Genomic DNA, 21,652 nt, shown 5'->3' with positions numbered 1-21,652 from the left:
TCGAAAATCCCATACAAGGGGCATATCGCCTCGAGGTCTCCAGTCCTGGGCTTGATCGCCCTCTGACCAAGGCTGCAGATTATCAGCGTTTTCTGGGCAGCGAAGCGGAAGTTGAGCTGCATGCTTTGCTCGATGGTCGCCGCCGTTGGCGTGGAACATTGGCAGCGGCAGACGAAGAGTCTGTAACCCTGCTTACCGAAGCTGGTGAGCGTAGATTTTTGTACAGCGCAATCCATCGCGCCAAATTGGTACCGCAATGGTAAGCGTTTTGCTTGAGGGAATCACAGGATGAGTCGGGAACTTCTATATCTGGCTGATGCGGTCGCGCATGAAAAGGAAGTCGATCGCGAGGTCATTTTTCAGGCCCTCGAGGCTTCTCTGGTTTCGGCTTCGAAGAAAAAATACGGGCAGGACTGGGATATCAGCGTGGAGTTGGATCGGAAGACCGGCGATTATCTCACCAAACGCTGGTGGACGGTCATCGCTGACGATGACGAAATGACGATTCCCGATCAGGAACTGCACTTGCGGGAGGCCTTGGAAAAGGATCCCGGGGCGGTAGTCGGTGAAAAAATCTATGAAGATCTCCCGGCGGTGGAGTTTGGCCGAATTGCGGCGCAGAGCGCGAAACAGGTCATCTTTCAGCGGGTGCGGGACGCAGAGCGGGACCGCATCGTTTCTGATTATGCCTTTCGCAAGGGCGAAATCATTAGCGGACTCGTCAAGCGTATGGACAAGGGCAGCGCCATCGTCGATATGGGGCGCGCCGAGGCCATCTTGCCGCGCGACGAGATGATTCCGCGTGAAGCGATTCGGCCGGGTGACCGGATCCGCGCCTACCTCAAGGATGTCCGGCGCGTACAAAAAGGGCCGCAGCTTTTCCTGTCGCGCACGGCGCCGGAATTGTTGCTGAAGCTGTTTTCCCAGGAAGTGCCGGAGATCGCCAACGGCATGATCGATCTTATGGGCGCCGCCCGCGATCCCGGTCTGCGTGCCAAAATGGCCGTGCGTTCGAACGACCCCCGTGTCGATCCGGTCGGTGCCTGTGTAGGTATGCGCGGTAATCGTGTGCAGACCGTGGTCAATGAGTTGCGCGGCGAGCGTGTCGACATCATCGTTTGGTCCGCTGATCCCGCCTCTTTTGTGATCAACGCCCTCTCTCCCGCCGAGGTTTCGAGTATCATCGTTGATGAAAACACCCACAGCATGGACGTTGTGGTAGATGAAGATCAACTTTCGCTTGCCATTGGCCGCGGTGGCCAGAATGTACGGCTGGCCAGCCAGCTAACTGGCTGGACCATTAACATTCTGACGCAAGAGGAGGCGCGCCAGAAGCGCGAGGAAGAGGACGCGCGTTTCCAGGAAGAATTCATTTCCGAGCTGGATATCGAACCCGATCTGGCACGGCTTCTGGTGGAGGAGGGCTTTACCTCGCTGGAGGAAGTTGCCTATGTCCCCGCCGCCGAAATGCTCGAAATCGAGGGGCTGAATGAAGAGCTGGTGACCGAGTTGCGGCGCCGTGCTCGCGATCGACTACTGAGCAAGGCGATTGCGCAGGAGGAGCAGGTGCATCTTAGTGAACCGGCGGAAGACCTATTGCAGTTGCCGGGGATGGATGAGGCCCTGGCACACCAATTGGCCGCCAAGGGCATTGCCACTGCGGAAGATTTGGCAGAACTGGCGGTGGATGAGCTCGAGGAATTGGTGACGATCGATGTTGAGCGCGCCAAATCCCTGATCATGGCAGCCCGCGCGCCCTGGTTTTCCTGAATGCAGAAAAGGGCAAAGCCGGGTTGTCGCGACAGCGAGTGGAGGGACAAGACAGTATGACGGTTACAGTTGCGGGTTTCGCGAAAGAGCTACAATTGACCAGTGAGCGCCTTCTGGAGCAGTTCCAGGCGGCAGGTATTGCCAAAGAAACTGCGCAGGACAAGGTGACGGAGGAAGACAAGCAGAAACTACTCGGCTTCCTGCGTGGCTCGACGGAGAAGGCCTCCCCGCAACGGATTACCCTCAACCGCACGAGTACCAGCGAAATCAAACAAAACGTCGGAGCGGGTAAGTCTCGGACGGTGCAGGTGGAAGTGCGGCGTAAGCGCACCTACGTAAAGCGGGAGGCCTTGCATCCGGAAGCGGCTGAGGAGACCGCCAGCGGAACAGCGACGACGCCCGCACCGATCCCGGTGGAGCAACCAGCACCGATGGTCGAGCCGACGCCGGAGAGTGTGCAGGAGCCGCACGTAGAGCCCGAAATCACAGAGCCGGAGGTGGTGTCGGCAGGCGCAGATGCAGAGGCCCCAGAGGCGCCCGTGGCGGAGACGCCCACTACGACTCCTCCTGCCAAGGCGGAGCCGAGCGTAGTGGTGCGACGTTCGGAGGGGACGAGGGATATCGCTCCCGAGCGCCGGCGACCGCCCAGCGAGAGAACTGCTGCCGCTCCGCGCGGGGCGGCGGGTGCTACGCGTCCGGTGGCGCCAGCTCCGGCGCCCAATGCTGCGCCTGCCGGCAAGAAGAAGGCGGCTCCTGGTCGACGCGACGATGATGACTGGCGTAGCAAGCGGGGTGGGCGACGCGAGGAGCGCGGTTCCGACGCCGCCATGCGCCGCCGGCGCAATGAGAAGAAGACGGGCTCTGCTGCGGCCAGCGATTTCAGTGCCGCACCGGTAGTGCGCGAGGTACCCATCCCCGAGACCATTACTGTGGGCGAACTGGCCAGCCGCATGGCGGTCAAGGCCAGTGAGTTGATCAAGGTAATGTTCAAGATGGGGGTGGTGGCGACCATCAATCAGGTGATTGATCAGGATACGGCAGCCATCGTTGTCGAGGAGATGGGACACAAGGTGAAGATGGTGACGATTGCCAGTCCCGAGGCCCTGCTGGAAGAAGATGGCGCGGTCGAGGAAGCGGTGATGGTGCGCCGGCCGCCAGTGGTGACAGTCATGGGTCATGTCGACCATGGCAAGACCTCGCTGCTCGACCGGATCCGCTCGGCGCAGGTGGCCAGCGGCGAGGCGGGAGGGATCACCCAACACATCGGCGCCTACCATGTACAGACCGGTAAGGGCATGATTACTTTTCTTGACACTCCCGGCCATGAGGCTTTCACAGCGATGCGTGCGCGCGGTGCACAGGCAACGGATATCGTGGTCCTGGTCGTGGCGGCCGACGACGGTGTCAAGCCGCAGACCATCGAAGCGATCCACCACGCCAAGGCGGCAAACGTGCCGATGGTGGTGGCGGTGAACAAGATCGACAAACCAGGTGTGGACCCGGACAGGATTCGCCAGGAACTGGCGCAGCAAGACGTGCTGCCAGAAGAGTGGGGCGGAGACACGCAGTTCGTCAATGTTTCGGCCAAGCAGGGGCTCCATATCGATGCCCTTCTCGATGCCATCCTGTTGCAGGCGGAACTTCTCGATCTAGAGGTACAGAGTAATGGTCCGGCCAAGGGCCTGGTCATCGAATCTCGGCTGGATCGCGGGCGCGGTGCGGTGGCAACGGTCCTCGTGCGCCAGGGAACCCTGCATGCCGGTGATATCGTGCTCGCGGGTGCCCAGTATGGTCGCGTGCGCGCCCTGATCGATGACGGAGGTGCGCAGGTAGAGGAGATTGGGCCTGGCCTGCCGGCGGAGATTCTCGGACTGAGTGATGTGCCGCAAGCAGGTGACGAAGTGCTGGTGATGACCGACGAGCGCAAGGCACGCGAGGTTGCCCTGTTCCGGCAGGGCAAGTTCCGCGATGTGCGCTTGGCGAAGAGTGCCAAAGGCAGTTTGGAGAGCCTCTTCGAGGCCGCCAGCGAGGGCGAATTGCAGCAACTCAACCTGCTCATCAAGACCGATGTCCAGGGTTCTGCCGAGGCCCTGCGCAGCACCCTCGAGGGGCTCAGCACCAATGATGTCCGGGTGCGGATCATCCATTCCGCGGTTGGCGGTATCACCGAATCCGACGTCAATCTGGCGCATGCCTCCGGTGCCGTCATCATCGGCTTCAATGTGCGCGCCGAAGCGCAGGCACGACGCCTGATTGAGCAAAGCGGAGTGGATGTGCGCTACCACAGCGTCATCTACGATGCAGTGGATGAGGTGAAGGCGGCGATGACCGGCATGCTGGCTCCCGAGATTCGCGAGCAGATCATCGGTCATGCCGAGGTGCGCGAGACCTTCCGCGTGCCGCGCGTGGGTACCATCGCTGGTTGTATGGTGACGGATGGTATTGTCCGGCGTAACGCCAAGGTGCGGGTGATCCGTCAAGCGGTGGTGATCCACACTGGGGAAATGGATTCGCTACGACGCTTCAAGGACGACGCGCGGGAGGTCCGTGAGGGTTTCGAGTGCGGCATTGGCGTGCGTAATTTCAACGATATCAAGGTCGGCGACGTGATCGAGGCCTTTGAGACGATTGAAGTAGCGCGTACTCTTTGAGGTACCTCGGATGAGCACCCCGCATCAGCGCAGCTATCCGCGCAGCGACCGCATCGCCCAACTCCTGCAGACGGAGATTGCCGCCCTGCTGCCCCGGCTGCACGGACTGGCGGGCGTCGGCTTGCTGCCCAGCATTACCGAAATACATCTGGCGCCGGACTTGCGCCAGGCAACGGTGATGTTTTCGCTGATGGATGGCCCTGGGCGTGCGGACTTGGTGCGCGAGCGCTTGCAAGAGGAGGCTGGAGAAATTCGCCAGATTCTTGGTAAAAAGCTGCATCTGCGGCGTATCCCGCCCCTGCATTTCGCCTATGATGTGCGCTTCGATCGTGATGCCGAGATGGCAGAACTCCTTGCGCATCTGCCGCCGGCGCCGGAGGATGAGGCATGAGTGCCTGCAGCGACGGAATTCTTCTGCTCGACAAGCCCGCAGGGATCAGCTCCAATGCCGCCCTGCAGCGTGCCAAGCGGATCATGGGCGTGCGCAAGGCCGGGCATACGGGCACTCTCGACCCCTTCGCCACCGGGTTGCTGATCCTCCTGTTTGGACAGGCAACCAAAGTCTCCGATTATTTGCTCAATGCCGACAAACGCTACCGGGCTACTTTGCGGCTGGGGCAAGAGACGAACACCGGGGATCGCGAAGGCGAGGTCGTGGCAAGCGGGCGCGTGGATTTTGATCAGCCGCAACTGGATGCCGCCCTTTCCCAGTTCCGCGGGCGCATCTCCCAGATTCCCCCCATGTTTTCTGCCATCAAGCGCGATGGTCAGCCGCTCTACCGTCTGGCGCGCAAAGGGGTGGAAATAGAGCGCGAGGCGCGCAGCGTCGAAATCTACTCCCTTGATTTGCTCTCTTGGGCTGGTGATGAACTCGTACTCGACATCCATTGTTCCAAGGGTACCTATGTGCGCAGCCTGGCCCAGGATCTTGGGCGTCTGCTTGGCTGCGGTGCGCATATTCGTGAGTTGCGACGGCTCAGCTCCGGCAGTTTTTCCATCGATGCTGCCTACGATCTTGACCGCCTTGCGGCGGCACGAGAGGCCGATCAGTGCCCATTGCAGGCGATGGATCTGGCGCTGCAGGATTTGCCGGCGGTGACCTTGACGGAAAACACCGCATACTATGTTCGACAAGGCCAGGGGGTGGTGATTGCCCATGCCCCAGCTCCGGGCCGGATTCGCCTTTACGGACCGCAGGCACAGTTTTTGGGTCTGGGAGAGGTGATGGAGGATGGCAAGGTGGCGCCGCGTCGCCTGATGGGCGTAAACTAGGAATATTTTCCAGATTGATTGCGTAGGAGAAGTACAAGATGTCCCTGACTCGTGAAGTGAAGTCCGACGTGGTGAAGGCCTATGCCACGCATCCCAGCGACACCGGTTCGCCGGAAGTGCAAGTCGCCTTGTTGACCACCCGCATTGAAGGTCTTTCTGAGCACTTCAAGGCGCACCACCATGATCACCATTCCCGCCAGGGCCTGTTGAAGATGGTCGGGCAGCGTCGCAAGCTGCTGGACTACCTCAAGAAGAATGACTACGAGCGCTATCGCTCTTTGATCGAACGTCTGGGTCTGCGTAAGTAATTCACCAACTTCGGGGAGAGTCTCTTGAGCATCGTGCGGAAAGAAGTGCAATTTGGGGGCCGGACGCTGGTCCTGGAAACGGGACGGATGGCTCGCCAGGCCGATGGCGCGGTGTTGGTCAGCAGCGGCGATAGTGTGGTGCTGGTCACTGCGGTAGGGCGGCGCGACTTGAAGCCAGGCCAGGATTTCTTTCCGCTGACGGTGAATTATCAGGAAAAGACCTACGCTGCAGGGAAGATCCCCGGCGGCTTTTTCAAGCGGGAAGGGCGCCCCTCCGAAAAGGAAACGCTGACTTCCCGTCTTATCGACCGCCCGATTCGTCCGCTCTTTCCCAAGGGATTCATGCACGAAGTGCAGGTGATTGCTACGGTCCTCTCGGTCGATGGCGAACAGGATCCCGATATCCTGGCCATGATTGGCAGCTCGGCGGCTTTGGCTGTTTCCGGTATTCCCTTCGACGGTCCCATCGGCGCCGCACGCGTCGGCTATCGGGACGGCGAGTATCTGCTCAATCCGAGCTTTGCAGAACTGCAGGGCTCGGAGCTCGATCTAGTGGTGGCTGGCACGGAGTCGGCGGTGCTGATGGTGGAGTCCGAAGCCAAGGGTCTGTCCGAAAAGGTCATGCTCGAGGCTGTCATGTTTGGCCACGCCAGCTTTCAGCCCGTCATCGCTACTATCAATGAGCTGGCGGCGGCGACCGGGAAGGAGCGCTGGGATTGGCAGGCGCCCAGCAAGGATGCGGAGTTGCACGCCGCCGTGGTTGCCGAGGCGCGCGATGCCCTGCAAGCGGCCTATCAGCTGATGGAAAAGCAGGCACGCAGCAAGCGCCTGGAAGAAGTCCGTGCGGCCACAGTCGCTGCTCTTGCAGCGGAGGACGCCAGCCGCGTCGATGCCGTGCGCGCTGCGCTGAAATCGATCGAGACCGAGATCGTCCGCGGTCGGGTTCTCGACGGTGCCCCGCGCATCGATGGACGCGATCGTTTCACCGTGCGTCCCATCAGCATCGAAGTCGGCGTGTTGCCCCGCACCCATGGTTCGGCACTCTTCACGCGTGGCGAGACCCAGGCCCTGGTGACGGCCACCCTCGGCACCAAGAGCGACGAACAGATCGTCGATGCTCTGCACGGTGAAAGTCGCGATCGCTTCCTGCTGCACTACAACTTTCCGCCGTTCTCTACTGGTGAAACGGGCATGGTGGGTTCGCCCAAGCGGCGGGAAATTGGCCATGGACGCCTTGCCAAGCGTGCCATCGCTGCGGTTCTGCCGTCCGAATCGGAGTTTCCCTATAGTCTTCGGGTGGTTTCGGAAATCCTGGAATCCAACGGTTCTTCCAGCATGGCATCGGTCTGCGGCGCCTCTCTGGCGCTGATGGATGCCGGGGTTCCCCTGCGGGCGCCGGTCGCCGGTGTGGCCATGGGCTTGATCAAGGAAGGCGAACGTTTTGCGGTCTTGACCGATATCCTCGGCGACGAAGATCATCTGGGAGACATGGATTTCAAGGTTGCAGGCACGGAATCCGGCGTTACGGCCCTGCAGATGGACATCAAGATTCAGGGTATTACCCGCGAGATCATGGCGCAGGCGCTGGAGCAGGCCTTGGCTGGGCGTTTGCACATTCTCGGCTTGATGAAGGATGTGCTCGACCATGGGCGGGAAACCCTGTCCCAACATGCACCACGCATCATCAGCATCCGCATCAATCCGGATCGCATCCGAGACGTGATTGGGCCGGGCGGCAAGATCATCCGCGCGCTGACGGAAGAAACAGGAGCTACCGTCGACATCCAGGACGATGGTCTGGTGACCATTGCCTCCGTCGACGGGGCTTCCGGGGAAGAGGCCAAGCGGCGCATTCAGCTCCTTACCGCTGATGTCGAGGTTGGCGTGATCTATGACGGTAAGGTGGCGAAGATCATGGACTTCGGTGCCTTCGTTACGATTCTGCCCGGTCGCGATGGTCTGTTGCACATCTCGCAAATCAGCGCCGAACGCGTCAATGACGTGCACGACTACGTCAAGGAAGGGCAAACCGTGCGCGTCAAGGTTCTGGAGGTGGACCGCCAGGGCAAGATCAAGCTGAGCATGAAGGATATCCCCCAATCCTGAGCCCGCAGCCCTTGTCGCAGCGACTGCCGCTGGCGTGTCGGGAGTCGATGGATGTCTCTTCCCTATCCCTGCAGCAGTTGCCCAACGGCGTATGCTTTCTGAGCGAGAGGGTTCCGGGTCGGCGGCAAGTGGCGATCTCCGTCACCGCCCTGCGCGGCAGCCGCCATCAGCAGGCAGAGGAAAATGGTTTTGCCCATCTCCTCGAGCATATGCTGTTCAAGGGAGCGAAGGGGCGTGACGCCTCGGCCATCAACCGTCTGGGTGAACGCCTGGGCGGTACGCTCAATGCCTTCACCGATCGCGAAACGGTCACCCTGCACCTGACCGTATTGGCAGAGGATCAGGCGGCGGGTCTCGACCTGCTTGCCGACCTGCTGCTGGAGCCCAGTCTGACGGCAGCAGACCTCGCCCTCGAGCGGACCGTGGTGGCGCAGGAAATTGCCATGGCGCAGGAGGACCTTGAGGATCATTTGCAGGAACTCGCGACCCAATCTTTCTGGGAAGAGGATCCGTTGGGCTGGCCGGTTCTGGGTAAGGCGAGCCTGGTACGTAGAGTCAGTGCCCGGCGCTTGCGCGACTTTCATCAGCATTATCTGGCGACTGCACCCATTGTGATCGTCGCGGTGGGTGCGCTGGATGCAGATTCTCTGGCAAGACAGGTGGAAAGCAGGTTTGCGTATCTGCCAGCGCGCCCTAAGGCCACTGCCCTGACGCTGCCCACGGCGAATTTTGCGACGCGGCAACGACGCTCCGCTCATGCCCGTCAGGCCCACCTGCTATGGATGGCCCAGGCGAGCGCCTTCGCAGATCGAAATCACCTGATAGAGCTTTTCGCCAATCATATCCTCGGCGCGGGGATGGCGTCGCGTCTCTTTCAGGAGCTTCGCGAGCGCCGCGGACTCGCCTACCAGACCTATTCCCAGCTCGAGGCCCTGAGCGACACCGCGGAGTGGACTCTCTATGCGGCGGTGCCAGCAGATAAGCGTCGTGGTACCGAGAAGGCCATCGCCGGAATCCTCAAGGCTCTGATGGAGGATGGACCTAGCACTGAGGAAATGGATTGGAGTCGCGCCGGTCTGCGCAAGCAATGGCTGCTGGGTCAGGAGGATCTGGAAACGCGGATGGCGCGACGGGTGCGCCAGCTTGCCCAGGGTGGAAGTCTGAAAAGTGAAGAAGAGATCCTCGACTCGATTCAACAGGTTTCCGCAGTGCAGGTACAGGAAGTTTTGGCGCGCGCCTGGGCCCAGCGCCTCGAATGGACCGTGCTCCCTGCCTGACTAGCGAAATCCATCTTTCCAGCGGCGTAAGGCGGCAAATACCTCGACGTCGGAGTCATTGCGGGCGCCGTGCGCGCGTGCGGCGCGGATTACGTCAGTTTCCCTGCAGCGGAGAAAGGGATTACTTTGTCGTTCTTCTTTTAATGTAGAGGGCAGGCTCGGGTGATTTTGTTCGCGTAGCTGCGCTACCTGCTTTTTCCGTTCCGCGATCGTTGGGTTTTCCGGCTCGACCGCTGTGGCGAAGCGCAGATTGCTCTCGGTATATTCGTGGGCACAGCAGATCTGTGTGCTGTCAGGCAGGGCGGCAAGCTTCTGCAGGCTGCTGTACATCATCTGTGGATCGCCCTCAAAGATTCTTCCGCAGCCTGCCGCAAAGAGGGTGTCGCCGCAAAAGGCATGGTCCTGCCAGAGATAGGCGATGTGGTCCAGGGTATGCCCGGGTACTTCCAGCACCTGTATCGTCTCGCCATCGATCTCGAGCGAACCCTCGGCGACGGGGTGACTGAGCTGGGGAATCCGCGAACCGTGGCCGAAGACGGGAAGGTCATAGCGTTCTACCAGGGCCCTGACACCGCCGACATGGTCGGCATGGTGGTGGGTACAAAGGATGGCCGTAGGGCGGAGCTGCCGGGATTCCAGGTATTCCAGAACCGGCTGATCATCGCCGGGATCGACGATCCACAGGCCGTGAGGCGTGTGCACCAGATAGATGTAATTATCCTGGAAAGCGGGAATGAGGGTCAGCATATAGGCTCCTGCTCCTGATCAAGGTAACATGCAGTCATGATCAGAACACAGCCCGTTCCTCATGCCTAGGGGGGTCGTTCCTTCTTCCCTGCGACAACGGCGGGCAGCGCGCTGGTGGACGGGTCGCAGTGGGCGCCTGTTGCTGGAGCGTGCCAGCGAAATCCTGCCGCCCTGGATCGAGCGTTTGCATGCGGATACCGTGCTGCAGCTGGGGCAGCCGGTCTTCTGGAACCCCCTGGAGTCAGACAGATCTTGGGTTTTGCTCAATGACGGTTTTGTCTGTGCTGCAGATGGCTATCTCCAGGTTTATGGCCGTTGTGATGCACTACCTTTCGCTGATCTGCGTTTCGACCTGGTGCTGGTTCCTTTTTGTCTGACCCGCATGTCCGATACCCGACGCATTCTGGAGGAGTGCTGGCGCGTGTTGCGGCCGGAAGGCCACGTTCTGATCATGGATTTCAATCCGAGCGGGAGCCTTGGAATGCTGCGGCGCTGGCACCTCTGGCGTCGCGATCGCGGCTGGCCCTGGCGCGAGCCTTTTTTACCGCTGACGCAACTGCGTCGCTTGCTGGAGGAAATCGGTTTTGGTCTGCGCCAAGGACGCTATTTCCAGTATACCGTTCCAGGATTTGGGCATAGCGCCCAATGGCTGGAGTTGGTTGGCGATCGCTGGTGGCCGGCGGGGGCCAATGCTTATATCCTGCTGGCGCAGAAGCGCGAGAATAGCCCCACCCTGGTGGGCCTGCTGCCCGCGCGTCAAAAGAAGCGGCGGCCGAAGTTGGCAACGGCAACGGCCAATCTGCAATGTTCTGGGGAGTCTAATGGAGACTGAATCCACCCTGCGCCTGATTACCGATGGCGCCTGCCGGGGGAACCCGGGCCCCGGTGCCTGGGGTGCCTGGCTGCGCCAAAGCGAGCATGAGCGCGTGTTGTGGGGCTATGCGCCGCAGACCACCAATAATCGCATGGAGCTGGACGCGGCAGTGCAGGGTCTGCAGGCACTGAAACGACCGAGCCAGATATTGGTGCGCTCGGATTCGCAGTACCTGATCAAGGGTATGACCGAGTGGCTGGCGGGCTGGCAAAAGCGGGGCTGGCGTTCCGCAGGGGGCGCAGCAGTGAAGAATCAGGAACTCTGGCAGGCACTCGCGAGTTTGGCGCAGACTCACCAGATACGCTGGGAATGGGTGCGGGGGCATGCGGGTGACGTGGAAAATGAGGCGGTCGATGCCCTGATCAATCGGGTATTGGATCGCTTCGCCGGAGCTGTACAAGAAGCGAGTGGAGAGGGGTGGCTATGAGACAGATCGTCCTGGATACGGAAACCACGGGTCTGGACCCCAGCAAAGGGCATCGTGTCATCGAGATTGGTGCTGTGGAGATCATCGACCGTCGTCTCACTGGCAACAACTTTCATGTCTATCTCAATCCCGAGCGTCCATGCGATCCCGATGCGGTACGCATTCACGGTTTGACCGATGAGTTTTTGCAGGACAAGCCGCTCTTTGCCGATCTGGCGGAGGACTTTCTGGCCTATCTGGGGAGCGATGAGCTGATCATCCACAACGCACCTTTCGATATCGGCTTTTTGTCCGCCGAGCTTGGACTCGTGCAGCGTAGCAAATTGCAGAATCCGGTCATCGACACCCTCGTAGAGGCCCGACGCCGCTTCCCAGGGCAGAAAAATGATCTCGATACCCTTTGCCGACGCTACGCTGTCGACAACAGCCAGCGCAGCCTGCATGGTGCTCTGCTGGACTGTGAATTGTTGGCAGAGGTGTATCTGGCCATGAGCGGTGGTCAGGTGGATATGGGCCTGATGGATGCTGCGCCAACCGACGCGACGGGCAAGGGCCGCAGTCTCCCCGCAGTGCGGCCGCAAGGGCGGCTGCGAGTCATCTCCGCCTCGCCCGAGGAAAAAGCGGCGCACGCTGCCTATCTGGCAGGGATGGGCAACGCCCTGTGGGAGAAGGTCTAGTGCTCTCTCACTTGCGCTCGATGAGTTCGATGCGGTAGCCGTCGGGGTCCTCGACAAAGGCGATGACCGTCGTGCCGTGTTTCATCGGGCCAGCCTCGCGCAGCACCTTGCCACCGCGTGTCCGAATTTGCGCGCAGGCAGCGGTAGCATCGTCCACCGCGATGGCGATATGCCCAAAGGCATCGCCAAGCTCGTAGCTGTCGACGCCCCAGTTGTAGGTGAGTTCGATAACGGCACCCTGGTCTTCTTCTTCGTAACCGACAAAGGCGAGGGTGAACTTGCCCTCGGGGTAATCCTTGCGACGCAGAACGCGCATCCCCAACACTTCGGTGTAGAAGGCCAGAGAGCGGTCGAGATCGCCAACTCGTAACATGGTATGCAAAATGCGCATGGGATCCTCCTAGCCTTGCAGGCGTTTTTCAATGCGCAGGCGCAGGGCGTTGAGCTTGATGAAGCCCTCGGCATCCTGCTGGTGATAGGCACCGGCATCGTCCTCGAAGGTGGCGATACGCGGATCGAAGAGACTTTGCTCGGATTTGCGGCCGACAACGGTGCAGGCACCCTTGTAAAGCTTAAGGCGCACTACACCGGAGACCAGGCGCTGGGTCTGGTCGATGAGGGATTGCAGGGCGCGGCGCTCCGGGCTCCACCAGTAGCCATTATAGATGATGCTGGCATAGCGTGGCATGAGCTCATCCTTGAGATGTGCGGCTTCGCGATCCAGGGTAATGGATTCGATGGCACGGTGCGCACGGAGCAGAATGGTGCCGCCGGGGGTTTCGTAGCAGCCGCGAGATTTCATGCCCACATAGCGGTTCTCGACGATGTCGAGACGACCGATGCCATGTTCACCACCAATGGTGTTGAGGTGGGCGAGGAGGGCGGCAGGGGGCAGGGCCTCGCCATCGATGGCGATCGGATCGCCATGGGCAAACTGAATTTCGATATAGCGCGGCTGGTCCGGGGCCTTCTCCGGTGCCGTGGTCCAGCGCCACATGGATTCCTCGGCCTCGGCCCAGGGGTCTTCCAGAATCCCGCCCTCGTAAGAGATGTGCAGTAGATTGGCGTCCATGGAATAGGGTGATTTCTTGCCATGCCGTTCGATGGGAATGCCATGTTGCTCGGCATAGGCCAGAAGCTTTTCCCGCGAGGTCAGGTCCCACTCCCGCCACGGGGCAATCACGCGGATTTTGGGGTCGAGGGCGTAGGCGCCGAGCTCGAAACGCACCTGATCGTTGCCCTTGCCAGTGGCGCCGTGGGCGACGGCATCGGCGCCCACCTCGGCGGCGATCTCTACCATCCGCTTGGCGATCAGCGGGCGCGCAATGGAGGTGCCAAGCAGGTACTCTCCTTCGTAGATCGTGTTGGCGCGAAACATGGGAAAGACATAGTCACGCACGAACTCCTGCCGCAGATCGTCGATGAATATCTCCTTCGCACCGAGCCGGGTTGCTTTGGCACGCGCCGGCTCCAGCTCCTCGCCCTGACCGATATCGGCAGTGAAGGTAACGACATCGCACTGGTAGTGATCCTGCAACCACTTGAGGATGACGGAAGTATCCAGTCCACCGGAATAGGCGAGTACGACTTTCTTTACCATAATCAGACTCCTTGTTCGGCCAGGGGCCCAAAGCCCGCCAAAAATTCCATCAGTGCCTTTTGCGCGTGCAAGCGATTCTCCGCCTCCTCCCAGACCAGAGAGTGCGGTCCATCGATGACCTCCGCCGTTACTTCCTCGCCGCGGTGGGCGGGCAGGCAGTGCATGAACACGGCCCCGCTCCGCGCCTGAGAAAAGAGCGCGGCATTGACCTGGAAGGGCGCAAAGAGGGCGCGGCGCTCGGCATTTTCGGCCTCCTGTCCCATGCTGGTCCAGACGTCGGTGACGACCAGATCGACCCCGGCGACGGCGGCGCGGGCGTCGCCGAAAATTTGCGTATGACTGCCATTTTCCCGTTCTGCATCGGCACTGGGCTGGAAACCCTCGGGCGCGGCAATCCGTAATTCGAAGTCGAGAAGCTGTGCTGCCTCCATCCACGAGCGCGCCATGTTGTTGGCACCATCACCGATGAAAGCGATCTTCCGGCCGGACAATCCGCCCCAGAGCTCCTGCGCCGTCATCAGGTCGGCGAGGAGCTGGCAGGGATGATGGTCGTCCGACAAGCCGTTGATGACTGGTACCCGGCTGGCGCTGGCGAAGGTCTCGAGGCCAGCATGGGAGAAGGTGCGGATCATGATCAGATCGACCATGCGCGACAGCACCCGAGCGGTGTCTTCAATGCTTTCGCCGCGCCCCAGTTGCGTGTCGCGGGGGGAGAGGAACAGGGCATGCCCCCCCAATTGCGCCATGCCGGTTTCAAAGGAAACCCGGGTGCGGGTGGAGGATTTTTCAAAAATCATCGCCAGGGTGCGCTGGGCGAAAGGGGTGTACTGCTCGCCAGCGCGCAGCATGCGCTTCAGCTCGATAGCGCGCGCGAGCAGGCCCTGGAGTTCGGTAGGGGAGAGATCCTGCAGGCGCAGGAAGTGGCGCACTGATTTCATACTTCCTCCTGCAGAAGCTTGGCCAGGGTATCGATGAGCAGATCGATCTCGGCAGGTCCGAAGATGAGGGGCGGCAGCAGACGGATTACCCGTCCGGCCGTCACATTGAGCAGGACACCGGCGTCCAGGGCGCGGCGCACGAAATCCTTGGGTTCCTGGCGCAGGACGATGCCGACCATCAGACCCAGGCCGCGTACTTCCTCCACCCCTGGGTGTCCATGGAAACGCTCGCGCAACCGACCTTGTAGGAGCTCCCCCATGGCCGCGGCATGCGCGGGGAGGTCTTCCGCTTCCATGGTCCGTAACACCGCGCGGGCGGCGGCGCAGACCAGGGGGCCGCCACCAAAGGTACTGCCGTGCTTGCCCGGGCCGAAGAGATCGGCGGCCGCCTGGCGGGCGACGATAGCGCCAATGGGAACGCCATTGCCCAAGCCCTTGGCCAGGCAGAGTACATCGGGCAGCAGGCCTTCCTCATGCTGAAAGGCGAAATAACGTCCGCTGCGGCCGATGCCGGTCTGCACTTCGTCGCAGAGCAGGAGGGCTTGGTGTTCGTCGCAGAGGGCGCGCAGCCCGCGCAAAAAACTGGCAGGGGCAGGGCGTACCCCGCCTTCGCCCTGTACCGGTTCGACGAGTACGGCGACGATATCGGGATCGGCGCTGAGCATGCCCCGCACCGTTACCAGATCGCCGTACGGGGCGCGCACGAACCCCGCCACCAACGGAGTGAAGCCTTCCTGAATCTTGCGATTGCCGGTAGCGGTGAGCGCCGCCAGGGTGCGACCATGGAAAGACTGGGTAAAGACCAGGATCTTGGGTTCGGCAATACCGCGCGCATGGCCATGCAGGCGGGCGAGCTTGATGGCGGCTTCGTTGGCCTCGGCGCCACTGTTGCAGAAGAGGACGGCATCGAGGCCACTCAGGCGACACAGGTCATCGCTCAGGGCCGCCTGTTCGGGGATCTGATACAGATTGGAGGTATGCAGGAGCTTGCCGGCCTGTTCCTGCAAGGCGGTGGTCACCGCCGGGTGGCTATGGCCCAGGCCGCAGACTGCAATCCCCGCCAGGGCATCGAGGTACTTGCGCCCGGATTCATCGTAGAGCCACACCCCCTCACCGCGTACGAAGGCGACGGGCAGGCGCGCGTAGTTATTCATCAATGCCATCAGGATGCCGCCTTTTCCAGACCAAATGCGCCATGCAAGGCGCGCACGGCGAGCTCCAGATATTTTTCGGCGATGACCACCGAGATCTTGATTTCCGAGGTGGAAATCATCTGAATGTTGATGTTTTCCTGGGCCAGGGCAGCAAACATGCTGGCGGCGATGCCGGCGTGGGAGCGCATGCCTACTCCCACCGCCGACACCTTGACGATGCCGGTGTCGCCGCGCACATCTTCGGCGCCCAGTTCGTGGGCAACGTCGCGCAGAATGCCCATGGCGCGCTCGAAGTCGTTGCGCTCGACGGTAAAGGTGAAGTCGGTTTTTCCGTCCTCAGAGATGTTTTGCAGAATCACATCAACGTTGATGTTGGCCGCCGAGATCGGACCGAGGATGGCAGAGGCGATGCCCGGACGATCGGGAACGGCGACGACGGTGATCTTGGCCTCATTGCGGGAGAAGGCGATACCCGATACGCGGGGGGCTTCCATACAGTTTTCCTCACTGGTAACAAGGGTGCCGGGGCCATTGGCAAACGAAGAAAGCACGCGCACCGGCACCCGGTAATTCATGGCAAATTCTACCGAACGGGTCTGCAGGACCTTGGCGCCGAGACTCGCCATTTCCAGCATCTCCTCGTAGGTGATGCGGTCCAGGCGGCGGGCCTTGCTTTCCACCCGCGGATCGGTGGTGTAGATGCCGTCGACGTCGGTGTAGATGGCGCATTCATCGGCCTGTAGAGCAGCGGCCAGTGCGACGGCGGTGGTATCCGAACCGCCCCGCCCGAGGGTGGTGATGTCACCGTGCGGATTGATGCCCTGAAACCCGGCGACGATGACCACCTGCCCGGCGGCCAGGGCGGAGCGCAGACGGGTGCCGTCGATGCGTTCGATGCGCGCCTTGTTGTGCGCGCTGTCGGTCTCGATGGGTACCTGGCTGCCGGTGAGCGAAACCGCCGCTTGTCCCTTGCGGTGCAAGGCCATCGCCAGCAGCGCGATGGTGACCTGCTCGCCGGTACTGAGCAGGGTATCGAGCTCGCGGGGATGCGGCTGCGAATCGATCTCGCGCGCGAGCTTGAGCAGGCGGTCGGTCTCGCCCGACATCGCCGACACGACCACTACCACATCGTGCCCAGCGGCCCGTGTCGCCAATACCCGATCTGCTACAGCCTGAATCCGTTCGATGTTGCCGACGGAAGTGCCGCCGAATTTCTGTACGATGAGCGCCATAATCTGAGGAATGCCGTCAAAGGGCGAATGATAAAGGCAGATTTCCGGGCTGTATAGGGTGATGCGTTTGACTGGTAGCGATCCGGACCGCGGATTTCTGTGCTAAGGTAATCCTACCATGCCAATCCCGACGCCCTCCCTCGAACTCCTGGAAACCTTCTGGGCTGTGGCCGAAACCGGCAGTGTCAGTGCCGCCGCAAAGTTGTTGCATCGCAGTCAGCCGGCGATCAGTGAGCGCCTGCAGCGGCTGAATGAGATTCTTGGCGAGGCCCTCTATCTGCCCAATGGTCGCGGCGTGCGCCTGACCGCTGCTGGCAAGGCCTATCTGGCATCCGCGCAACGCCTGATGGAACTGAAAGCGGAAGTCGCGGAAATCGCCTACCGACGATCCCACTTGCAGGAGGGGGCCTTGCGGATCGCGGCGACCAACACCATCGCCAACTATTTTTTACCCCAGCATCTGGTGGCCTTCCGCCGTGACCACCCGGAAGTGGAAATCATCATGAAGGGCGGGATTAGTGACTGGTCGCAAAACGCTCTACTCGATTGGGATCTGCTTTTCATCGAGGAGGGCAGCGAAGAAGTTCCTCTACCCCGGACCTACCAGCTACACCCCTGGCTGCAGGATGAGATTCTGACCATCTTCCCGTCCGATCATCCGCTGGCGGGCCGGCCAGAGCTGACGTTGGCAGATCTCCTGGCATTTCCCATCGTCTGGCGCGAGCTGCAATCCGGGGTGCGCGCCAGGGTGCTGCAGGAGTTTGCGCGGCTGGGTCTGCAAGTCCCGATCCGGCTGGAAGTGAACGGCGTCGAAGCGATGGGTAACGCCGTCGCCGCAGGCCTTGGGATCGGCTTCATCACCCGCACTGCTCTGCGTCATCGACCCGATTGGCAGGTCGTTTCCCGGCGTCTGCCAATGCCCCAAGGCATCCACTGGACGCTCTATCTGGCCGTGCCAGAACCCGCTTATCAGTCCCGTACCCTGGCGGCTTTTTTGTGGCAGATCGGTGTAGGGCAGCGCGCAGATGTCTGATCGCGATCTGGCGCGGCTATTGCAGGAACTGGAATCCTGTTCCCTCTGCGCTACTAGTTTGCCCAACGCACCTCGCCCAGTACTGCAAGTTCATCCCCAGGCCAAAGTTCTGATTGCCGCCCAGGCCCCTGGTCGCCACGCCCACGCCCATGCTCTGCCTTTTGCCGACCAAAGCGGCGACCGTCTGCGGGATTGGCTGGGGGTCAGCCGGGAGGAGTTCTATGATTCCCACCTCTTTGCCCTGCTGCCCATGGGATTTTGTTATCCCGGTAAAGGCCGTTCGGGTGATCTACCGCCGCGACCGGAATGCGCTTCCCGTTGGCGTGCTTCCCTTCTGGCACAGTTGCGGCAGGTGCAACTCACCTTGGTCATCGGTCAGTACGCTCGTCGCTATCATCTGCCAGACAGTCCAGGATCCTTGCAGCAACTGGTGCGTAATTGGCGGCACTATGCTCCCTCTGTCTTCCCGCTGCCGCATCCCAGCCCACGCAATATCCTTTGGCTACGGCGCAACCCCTGGTTTGCGGAAGAGGTCCTCCCGGCACTGCGCGAGCGAGTCGCGGAGGTTTTGCGCTCCTGAGAAGGTCCTGGGCTGCATGAATCTTGCTTGCTTCCCCATGACAATGGCGTCCTCGCTTCGGCTCTGCGGAAGCGAGGCTTTCTTTTGTGAGCTATTGAGGATTATGGAATGAAAACCGATGCTGAACTCTCGCTGGGCTATGTTGCCCTCGCTGATAGCGCGCCCTTGCTGGTTGCACAGGAATTAGGCTTGTTTGCCCGCGAAGGACTGCGCGTGCGTCTGCAATGCGAACCCTCCTGGGCCAGCCTGCGCGATCATCTCCTCTTTGGCGAGCTGGTAGCGGCACACGCTCTAGCACCATTGCCGATGGCGGCCACCCTCGGCGTTGCCTCTCCCAAAATTCCGGTAATCACCGGACTGGTCCTCTCGCTCAATGGCAACACCATTACCGTCAGCCAGCGACTATACCACGAGCTGGTACAGCGGGGTGCTGCAGCGACGGATGATCCTGTTCGCACGGGACAGGCGCTACGAGAACTTACGCGCAGCCACCCCAGTCTCCTGCCGCTACGTTTTGCCGTGGTATCAACCGTCTCCAATCACCATTATCAATTGCGCCACTGGCTACGCGCAGCCGGTCTCGAATTGCACAGTGAAGTCGAGATTGGTGTGGTTCCGCCGCGCTATATGGTCGATGCCCTGCGCAACGACGAGATCGATGCTTTTTGTGTGGGTGAGCCTTGGGGAAGTCTGGCCGCCATGGAGGGGGTCGGACAACCCATCGTTAGTAGTTATTCTCTATGGAACAATGTGATGGAGAAGGTTCTGGCGGTGCGCGAGGATTGGGCGAAACGTGAACCAGACCTCCATCAATCCCTGCTCCGCGCCCTGATTGCCGCGGGCCGTTGGCTGGATGACGCAGCACATCGACAGCAGGCCGCGCGGTGGATAGCACAGGCCATCGCCGTTCCTGAGGCCGCGCTTGCTGCGGCCTTGCAGGGAACCATACCCGGCATGACTGAGCAACCCGATGGCCATGTATTCCACCGCTACGCGGCGCAATATCCCTGGCAGGAACACGGTCTCTGGTTGGCGGAGCAGATGCGTCTTTCTGACCAATGGCCGACGGCGGCCAGTCCCAGCGCCGTGGTGGAGCGGGTCTATCGAGGCGATCTGTATCGATTGGCAGCAACGGCCATGGATGCACCCATTCCGGTCGATGAACAGTCGGGTTTCGGCATCCATGCAAACCCCTGGAAATTGCCGGGGGTGGCGCGCGACATTGCCATGGGTACGACGCGAATTTTTGATGGCAGTCTATTGCAAAGACCTAGTTGAATCGTTGTCTTGACCCAGAATGAGGCCCCAAAATCGAGCGCATGCACTACACTTGTGCATTATACAAAGGCGAGCGCCGGCGCAGTCACCCTCCGAATCTTCAGTGCAACTCATTATTTTTGCCTGACTTTACAGAACATCTCTTGTTGATCTCCATTATGGCATGATTTCTGCTTAACTAAGGTAGAGCATCATTCAACGCTGAATGATGACACGGGACGATGGCGTTCCTGACCGGTAACGGTCAGGAACGCCTTTTTTGTTGTGCACATAATCGGAGGATCAAGCAAATGCAATCCTTGCTTTCGCAACTACGTGCGGGAAATTGGCGCGCCTTGGTCGCCAGTTTTCTCTATTTCGATACGGGTTTTACCGTATGGCTTTTGTTTGGGCCGCTGGCGCCATATATGATCCAAAGTCTGCATATCACCCCCATGCAGCAGGGTTATCTGGTCGCCATTCCCGTGCTGTCCGCTGCAATTTTGCGCATTGGCTTCGGCAATCTCTACCAAGCCATGGATGGGCGCTGGCTGGCCTTGATCGGGGTGGCACTTTCGGCGATTCCCCCCTTGGTCCTTTCCATCTACCCGTATACGCTTAGTTACGATGCCCTGATTTTCCTGGGTGTTTTGCTGGGCGTTGGCGGTGCCAGCTTTGCCGTCGCCCTACCCATGGCTGGCAGCAATTATCCTCCCAAAATCCAGGGAACGGTGTTGGGCATTGCGGCGGCGGGCAATATCGGCGCCGTCCTCGATGGCTTTCTTTTTCCGCCCTTGGCCGGACAATTTGGCTGGACCCATGCGGCAGCAGCCGTGCTCCCTTTGCTGGGCTTGGCCGCAGTGACCCTGTGGTTTTGGGGCAAGGATTGCGCTCCCAAAACTGGGAAGGTGGCGCCGGCGGCCTGGGGTTGGGGCCTGACTCTCGCCGGCTTGGCGCTTTTGGCCGTCGCCAGCCCGCGCGGCTGGCTGGGGCTGCATGGCAAAGCGGCGCTGCTGATGTTGCCGGTCTATGGCGTCCTCCTGTCGTTGCTCTTTCTGCCGCGCCGCTACTTTCCGGTTCTGCGCGAGCGGGACACTTGGGCGTTGATTTTGGTCTACGCCATTACCTTTGGCGGCTTTGTGGGCATGTCGGCCTTTGTCAGCCTGCTGCTGGTGACGCTCTACCATCTGCCCAAGGTAGACGCCGGTATGCTGATGGGCCTCTTTGCCTTTACTGGTGCCATTCTCCGTCCGTTTGGCGGGCTGATCGCTGACCGCATTTCGGGAGCGCGCGCATTGCAGTTTTTCCTCGCAGGGATCTGCCTCATCGATGCCACCTTTTCCCTGTGGACGCCCACCCTGGCGGTCAGTATCGTCCTCTTTCTCCTTCTCTATGCAGCCTTTGGTCTCGGTAACGGCGCCACCTTTCAACTCGTACCCCTGCGCTGGCCGGAAAAGACCGGGCTGATGACCGGCATCATTGGTGCTGCCGGTGGTATCGGTGGTTTCTACTTGCCGGTAATTCTGGGAATCGCCAAGGAAGACACCGGGAGCTATCACTGGGGTTTCGGGATTTTTGCTGGACTCAGCGCAACGGCGTTGCTGCTGATCGTGGGCTTGCGCCGCCAGTGGCAGACCTGGGCCAAGATTGCCTCCGCCCATGGTCAGTGCATGCCTTCGCAAGGGCAAGCTCCCCAGGCATCCGCCATCGCGGACTGAATCCTCCTGCTGTCACCCTCCAGCGGCGTTC

At 60.8% G+C, this 21,652-nt stretch carries 21 protein-coding genes (1 of these 21 running past the window's edge); 15 read left to right on the top strand and 6 right to left on the bottom strand.

All coding sequences use genetic code 11. The features are described 5' to 3' along the window. The 8 genes in view from ACQAYK_RS09480 to ACQAYK_RS09445 are tightly spaced (at most 56 nt apart) and all read left to right on the top strand, a layout consistent with a single transcriptional unit that may run on beyond the window. Positions 1-263 carry the 3' portion of a ribosome maturation factor RimP gene (locus ACQAYK_RS09480; RefSeq protein ID WP_215872428.1) on the top strand. It extends 184 nt beyond the left edge of the window, so the window shows 263 of its 447 coding nt (coding positions 185-447); its start codon lies off the left edge, out of view; its stop codon occupies positions 261-263. A gap of 25 nt (positions 264-288) precedes the next feature. Beyond that, a complete protein-coding gene (gene nusA / locus ACQAYK_RS09475) occupies positions 289-1,770 on the top strand; it encodes a transcription termination factor NusA (protein WP_215872429.1) in 1,482 nt (493 codons plus the stop codon). 56 nt (positions 1,771-1,826) lie between these two features. Further along, positions 1,827-4,421 (top strand): translation initiation factor IF-2, encoded by a 2,595-nt coding sequence (gene infB / locus ACQAYK_RS09470; protein ID WP_215872430.1) that lies wholly within the window; start codon positions 1,827-1,829, stop codon positions 4,419-4,421. Between the two features lie 10 nt (positions 4,422-4,431). Next, on the top strand, positions 4,432-4,812 hold the full coding sequence (locus ACQAYK_RS09465; RefSeq protein ID WP_215872431.1) for a ribosome-binding factor A: 381 nt from the start codon (positions 4,432-4,434) through the stop codon (positions 4,810-4,812). Next, positions 4,809-5,693, top strand: a complete 885-nt coding sequence (truB, locus tag ACQAYK_RS09460; RefSeq protein WP_215872432.1) for a tRNA pseudouridine(55) synthase TruB — start codon at positions 4,809-4,811, stop codon at positions 5,691-5,693. The genes ACQAYK_RS09465 and truB overlap by 4 nt, the downstream gene beginning before the upstream one ends. Positions 5,694-5,731: 38 nt before the next feature. Further along, entirely contained in the window at positions 5,732-6,001 is a 270-nt protein-coding gene (gene rpsO, locus ACQAYK_RS09455; protein ID WP_215872433.1) for a 30S ribosomal protein S15, read from the top strand. 24 nt (positions 6,002-6,025) lie between these two features. Beyond that, positions 6,026-8,107 (top strand): polyribonucleotide nucleotidyltransferase, encoded by a 2,082-nt coding sequence (gene pnp / locus ACQAYK_RS09450; RefSeq protein WP_215872434.1) that lies wholly within the window; start codon positions 6,026-6,028, stop codon positions 8,105-8,107. A gap of 47 nt (positions 8,108-8,154) precedes the next feature. Further along, positions 8,155-9,384: a M16 family metallopeptidase gene (locus ACQAYK_RS09445; RefSeq protein WP_226830669.1), complete on the top strand. Its 1,230-nt coding sequence runs from the start codon at positions 8,155-8,157 to the stop codon at positions 9,382-9,384. On the opposite strand, the gene gloB is transcribed toward ACQAYK_RS09445, so the two are convergent. Next, positions 9,385-10,131: a hydroxyacylglutathione hydrolase gene (gene gloB / locus ACQAYK_RS09440; protein ID WP_215872435.1), complete on the bottom strand. Its 747-nt coding sequence runs from the start codon at positions 10,129-10,131 to the stop codon at positions 9,385-9,387. A 61-nt stretch (positions 10,132-10,192) separates the two neighbouring features. Here gloB and ACQAYK_RS09435 point away from each other — a divergent pair, with 61 nt between their 5' ends. Genes ACQAYK_RS09435 through dnaQ form a run of 3 tightly spaced genes read left to right on the top strand, consistent with a single transcriptional unit; the run spans position 10,193 to position 12,109 of the window. After that, positions 10,193-10,963 (top strand): class I SAM-dependent methyltransferase, encoded by a 771-nt coding sequence (locus tag ACQAYK_RS09435; RefSeq protein WP_215872436.1) that lies wholly within the window; start codon positions 10,193-10,195, stop codon positions 10,961-10,963. Continuing rightward, the gene (gene rnhA, locus ACQAYK_RS09430; protein ID WP_215872437.1) at positions 10,953-11,432 is read left to right on the top strand and encodes a ribonuclease HI; all 480 of its coding nucleotides are present in this window, start codon (positions 10,953-10,955) and stop codon (positions 11,430-11,432) included. Before ACQAYK_RS09435 ends, rnhA begins: the two co-directional genes overlap by 11 nt. Then, a complete protein-coding gene (gene dnaQ, locus ACQAYK_RS09425) occupies positions 11,429-12,109 on the top strand; it encodes a DNA polymerase III subunit epsilon (RefSeq protein WP_215872438.1) in 681 nt (226 codons plus the stop codon). Before rnhA ends, dnaQ begins: the two co-directional genes overlap by 4 nt. Positions 12,110-12,116: 7 nt before the next feature. On the opposite strand, the gene gloA is transcribed toward dnaQ, so the two are convergent. From gloA to ACQAYK_RS09400, 5 genes are read right to left on the bottom strand one after another with little or no spacing between them, the layout of a single operon-like run. After that, positions 12,117-12,500 carry a lactoylglutathione lyase gene (gloA, locus tag ACQAYK_RS09420; protein ID WP_215872439.1) on the bottom strand — a complete coding sequence of 128 codons (384 nt, stop codon included), beginning with the start codon at positions 12,498-12,500 and terminating at the stop codon, positions 12,117-12,119. Between the two features lie 9 nt (positions 12,501-12,509). After that, complete coding sequence (locus tag ACQAYK_RS09415; RefSeq protein WP_215872440.1) at positions 12,510-13,709, bottom strand: argininosuccinate synthase; 1,200 nt, start codon at positions 13,707-13,709, stop codon at positions 12,510-12,512. Between the two features lie 2 nt (positions 13,710-13,711). Further along, positions 13,712-14,647: an ornithine carbamoyltransferase gene (argF, locus tag ACQAYK_RS09410; RefSeq protein ID WP_215872441.1), complete on the bottom strand. Its 936-nt coding sequence runs from the start codon at positions 14,645-14,647 to the stop codon at positions 13,712-13,714. Next, positions 14,644-15,810: an aspartate aminotransferase family protein gene (locus ACQAYK_RS09405; protein WP_215872442.1), complete on the bottom strand. Its 1,167-nt coding sequence runs from the start codon at positions 15,808-15,810 to the stop codon at positions 14,644-14,646. Before ACQAYK_RS09405 ends, argF begins: the two co-directional genes overlap by 4 nt. Next, positions 15,810-17,033, bottom strand: a complete 1,224-nt coding sequence (locus tag ACQAYK_RS09400; protein ID WP_215872443.1) for an aspartate kinase — start codon at positions 17,031-17,033, stop codon at positions 15,810-15,812. The genes ACQAYK_RS09405 and ACQAYK_RS09400 overlap by 1 nt, the downstream gene beginning before the upstream one ends. A gap of 118 nt (positions 17,034-17,151) precedes the next feature. Here ACQAYK_RS09400 and ACQAYK_RS09395 point away from each other — a divergent pair, with 118 nt between their 5' ends. The 4 genes from ACQAYK_RS09395 (at position 17,152) to ACQAYK_RS09380 (ending at position 21,621) form a co-directional block, all read left to right on the top strand. Beyond that, positions 17,152-18,066 (top strand): LysR family transcriptional regulator, encoded by a 915-nt coding sequence (locus ACQAYK_RS09395; RefSeq protein ID WP_215872444.1) that lies wholly within the window; start codon positions 17,152-17,154, stop codon positions 18,064-18,066. Continuing rightward, positions 18,059-18,646 carry a uracil-DNA glycosylase family protein gene (locus ACQAYK_RS09390; protein WP_215872445.1) on the top strand — a complete coding sequence of 196 codons (588 nt, stop codon included), beginning with the start codon at positions 18,059-18,061 and terminating at the stop codon, positions 18,644-18,646. Before ACQAYK_RS09395 ends, ACQAYK_RS09390 begins: the two co-directional genes overlap by 8 nt. Before the next feature lie 108 nt (positions 18,647-18,754). Next, a complete protein-coding gene (locus ACQAYK_RS09385) occupies positions 18,755-19,924 on the top strand; it encodes a CmpA/NrtA family ABC transporter substrate-binding protein (protein ID WP_215872446.1) in 1,170 nt (389 codons plus the stop codon). A 290-nt stretch (positions 19,925-20,214) separates the two neighbouring features. Next, the gene (locus ACQAYK_RS09380; protein WP_215872447.1) at positions 20,215-21,621 is read left to right on the top strand and encodes an MFS transporter; all 1,407 of its coding nucleotides are present in this window, start codon (positions 20,215-20,217) and stop codon (positions 21,619-21,621) included. Positions 21,622-21,652 lie beyond the last annotated feature (31 nt).

The organism is Acidithiobacillus sp. AC3, from assembly GCF_050261095.1.
GTDB lineage: Bacteria > Pseudomonadota > Gammaproteobacteria > Acidithiobacillales > Acidithiobacillaceae > Igneacidithiobacillus > Igneacidithiobacillus copahuensis.
This window is presented reverse-complemented; position numbering and strand designations above follow the sequence as displayed.

What these genes read in the sequence shown, in the direction of transcription:
- nusA (WP_215872429.1), top strand. Translation starts at nt 289, where the DNA reads ATGAGTCGGGAACTTCTATATCTGGCTGATGCGGTCGCGCATGAAAAG.
- infB (WP_215872430.1), top strand. Translation starts at nt 1,827, where the DNA reads ATGACGGTTACAGTTGCGGGTTTCGCGAAAGAGCTACAATTGACCAGT.
- ACQAYK_RS09465 (WP_215872431.1), top strand. Translation starts at nt 4,432, where the DNA reads ATGAGCACCCCGCATCAGCGCAGCTATCCGCGCAGCGACCGCATCGCC.
- truB (WP_215872432.1), top strand. Translation starts at nt 4,809, where the DNA reads ATGAGTGCCTGCAGCGACGGAATTCTTCTGCTCGACAAGCCCGCAGGG.
- rpsO (WP_215872433.1), top strand. Translation starts at nt 5,732, where the DNA reads ATGTCCCTGACTCGTGAAGTGAAGTCCGACGTGGTGAAGGCCTATGCC.
- ACQAYK_RS09445 (WP_226830669.1), top strand. Translation starts at nt 8,155, where the DNA reads ATGGATGTCTCTTCCCTATCCCTGCAGCAGTTGCCCAACGGCGTATGC.
- gloB (WP_215872435.1), bottom strand. Translation starts at nt 10,131, where the DNA reads ATGCTGACCCTCATTCCCGCTTTCCAGGATAATTACATCTATCTGGTG.
- ACQAYK_RS09435 (WP_215872436.1), top strand. Translation starts at nt 10,193, where the DNA reads ATGCCTAGGGGGGTCGTTCCTTCTTCCCTGCGACAACGGCGGGCAGCG.
- rnhA (WP_215872437.1), top strand. Translation starts at nt 10,953, where the DNA reads ATGGAGACTGAATCCACCCTGCGCCTGATTACCGATGGCGCCTGCCGG.
- dnaQ (WP_215872438.1), top strand. Translation starts at nt 11,429, where the DNA reads ATGAGACAGATCGTCCTGGATACGGAAACCACGGGTCTGGACCCCAGC.
- gloA (WP_215872439.1), bottom strand. Translation starts at nt 12,500, where the DNA reads ATGCGCATTTTGCATACCATGTTACGAGTTGGCGATCTCGACCGCTCT.
- ACQAYK_RS09415 (WP_215872440.1), bottom strand. Translation starts at nt 13,709, where the DNA reads ATGGTAAAGAAAGTCGTACTCGCCTATTCCGGTGGACTGGATACTTCC.
- argF (WP_215872441.1), bottom strand. Translation starts at nt 14,647, where the DNA reads ATGAAATCAGTGCGCCACTTCCTGCGCCTGCAGGATCTCTCCCCTACC.
- ACQAYK_RS09405 (WP_215872442.1), bottom strand. Translation starts at nt 15,810, where the DNA reads ATGGCATTGATGAATAACTACGCGCGCCTGCCCGTCGCCTTCGTACGC.
- ACQAYK_RS09400 (WP_215872443.1), bottom strand. Translation starts at nt 17,033, where the DNA reads ATGGCGCTCATCGTACAGAAATTCGGCGGCACTTCCGTCGGCAACATC.
- ACQAYK_RS09395 (WP_215872444.1), top strand. Translation starts at nt 17,152, where the DNA reads ATGCCAATCCCGACGCCCTCCCTCGAACTCCTGGAAACCTTCTGGGCT.
- ACQAYK_RS09390 (WP_215872445.1), top strand. Translation starts at nt 18,059, where the DNA reads ATGTCTGATCGCGATCTGGCGCGGCTATTGCAGGAACTGGAATCCTGT.
- ACQAYK_RS09385 (WP_215872446.1), top strand. Translation starts at nt 18,755, where the DNA reads ATGAAAACCGATGCTGAACTCTCGCTGGGCTATGTTGCCCTCGCTGAT.
- ACQAYK_RS09380 (WP_215872447.1), top strand. Translation starts at nt 20,215, where the DNA reads ATGCAATCCTTGCTTTCGCAACTACGTGCGGGAAATTGGCGCGCCTTG.